Consider the following 2,212-nt stretch of genomic DNA (forward strand, 5'->3'; position numbering starts at 1 on the left):
GTAAATTGCTGCCGGACCGCCGTCGGTTCTTTTGGCGGCAGCCTGAAAGACGTTCCCGCCGCCGATCTGGGCGCGGCTGTGGTCAAGGAAGTCCTCAAGCGGGGCAACGTGAAGCCCGAGCAGGTGGACGAGCTGATGTTCGGCTGCATCCTCACTGCGGCTCAGGGCCAGAACGTGGCCCGTCAGGTGGGCATCAAGGCCGGCCTGCCCTACTCCGTCCCCGCCTACACCGTGGGCATGGTGTGCGGCTCGGGCATGAAGTCTGTCATCGAGGGCGCCCGTGCCATTCTGTGCGGAGACGCCGACGTGATCGTGGCCGGCGGCACCGAGAACATGTCCGCCGCCCCCTTTGCCCTTCCCAATGAGCGGTGGGGCGCCCGGATGGGTGACAAGAAGGTCGTGGACACCATGATCAAGGACGGCCTGTGGGACGCTTACAACAACTACCACATGGGCACCACCGCCGAGAACATCTGCGACGTGTGGGGCATCACCCGGGAAGAGCTGGACGCTTTCGGCGCCTCTTCCCAGCAGAAGACCGAGGCTGCCCAGAAGGCCGGGAAGTTCGACGACGAGATCGTGCCCATCATGGTGAAGAAAAAGAAGGAAATGGTGGAGTTCAAGGCGGACGAGTTCCCCAAGGCCGGGGTGACCGCCGAGGGCATCGCCAAGCTGAAGGGGGCCTTCCCCGTGGGTCCCGAGGGCGTGGAGGACGAGGTCGTCCACACCTTTGAGCCCAAGGAGATCCACGAGGCCGACGCTCACAAGCACGTGCAGCGGGTGACCGCCGCCAACGCCTCCGGCATCAACGACGGCGCGGCCGCCATTCTGCTGGCCTCCGGCGAGGCGGTGGAGAAGTACGGCCTGAAGCCCATGGCCAAGCTGGTGAGCTGGGGCCACGGCGGCGTGGATCCGAAGATCATGGGCGTGGGCCCGGTGCCCGCTTCCCGTGAGGCCATGAAGAAGGCCGGGCTGACCATCGAGAACATCGACCTGGTGGAGGCCAATGAGGCCTTCGCGGCCCAGTCCATCGCGGTGGCCCGGGAGCTGCACTTCGATATGAGCAAGGTCAACGTCAACGGGGGCGCCATCTCCATCGGCCACCCGGTGGGCGCTTCCGGCGCACGGATCATCGTCACCCTGCTCCACGAGATGCAGAAGCGGCCCGAGGCCAAGCGGGGCCTGGCCACTCTGTGCATCGGCGGCGGCCAGGGCGTGGCCACCATCTTCGAGAAGTGCTGAGATGAGTTTTGTCACACTGGAAAGGCAGCGGCATGTTGGCATCCTGACCCTCCGCCGCCCGGAGGCCCTCAACGCCATCAACAGCCAGGTTCTGGCGGACCTGGACGCCGCCATCGACCAAGCAGAGGCAGACGAGGATCTCCATGCGGTGATTGTCACCGGTGAGGGCCGAACCTTCGCTACGGGGGCAGACATTGGGGAAATGAAGGAGTACTCCGCCGCCCAGGGCTGTGTTTTCGGGGCTTACGGAGGACAGGTATTTCAGAAGCTGGCCGAACTGCCCAAGCCGGTGATCGCGGCAGTAAACGGCTTCGCCTTGGGCGGCGGCTGTGAGCTGGCTATGGCCTGTGACATTCGCCTGGCCAGTGAGACTGCCCGGTTCGGTCAGCCGGAGGTAGGCCTGGGCATCACGCCCGGCTTCGGCGGCACCCAGCGGCTTCCCAGAATTGTGGGACTGTCCAACGCCATGGATCTGATTTTCAGCGGCCGGACCATCGGGGCGGTGGAGGCCCAGGTGATTGGCCTGGTGAGCCGGGTCTACCCTCCGGAGGCCCTGTTTCTGGAAGCCATGAAGCTGGCCGGCGCTATCTGCGCCAATGCCCCTGTGGCGGTGCGGGAGGCCAAGCGGTGCATCCACGTGGGGATGCAGACCGATCTCCAGACCGGCCTGGCCTTCGAAGCTCAGGCTTTCGGCATCTGCTGCGGCACCGAGGACAAGGACGAGGGCATGAGCGCATTTTTGGAGAAGCGGAAAGAAAAAAACTTTACCGGGAAATAAAATAAACTGCCATTTCGGAGTATCTATTTCAAACAAAAAATTGGGAGGTACTGCATATGAGCATCAACAAGGTAGTTGTGATCGGCGGCGGCACCATGGGTCTGGACATTGCGCAGGTTTTTGCCCGCAGCGGCAAGCAGGTCACTGTCCGCGACATCAACGATCAGCTGATCCAGGCCGCCGAGGCCCGTT

Annotated in this window: 3 protein-coding genes; all 3 read left to right on the forward strand. The window is 63.7% G+C overall.

From position 1 onward, the window contains the following. On the forward strand, nucleotides 1-1,242 hold a 1,242-nt coding region (locus ACQRD3_RS13415), incomplete at its 5' end, for an acetyl-CoA C-acetyltransferase (RefSeq protein ID WP_427781725.1). 1 nt (nucleotide 1,243) lies between these two features. After that, nucleotides 1,244-2,020, forward strand: a complete 777-nt coding sequence (locus tag ACQRD3_RS13420; RefSeq protein WP_080906126.1) for an enoyl-CoA hydratase-related protein — start codon at nucleotides 1,244-1,246, stop codon at nucleotides 2,018-2,020. A gap of 11 nt (nucleotides 2,021-2,031) precedes the next feature. Further along, nucleotides 2,032-2,212: 3-hydroxyacyl-CoA dehydrogenase NAD-binding domain-containing protein (locus ACQRD3_RS13425; RefSeq protein WP_427781726.1), on the forward strand; the 181-nt coding region annotated here is incomplete at its 3' end.

Origin of the sequence: Candidatus Pseudoscillospira sp. SGI.172 (assembly GCF_050313575.1) — a bacterium.
Classification (GTDB): Bacteria; Bacillota; Clostridia; order Oscillospirales; family Oscillospiraceae; genus Vermiculatibacterium.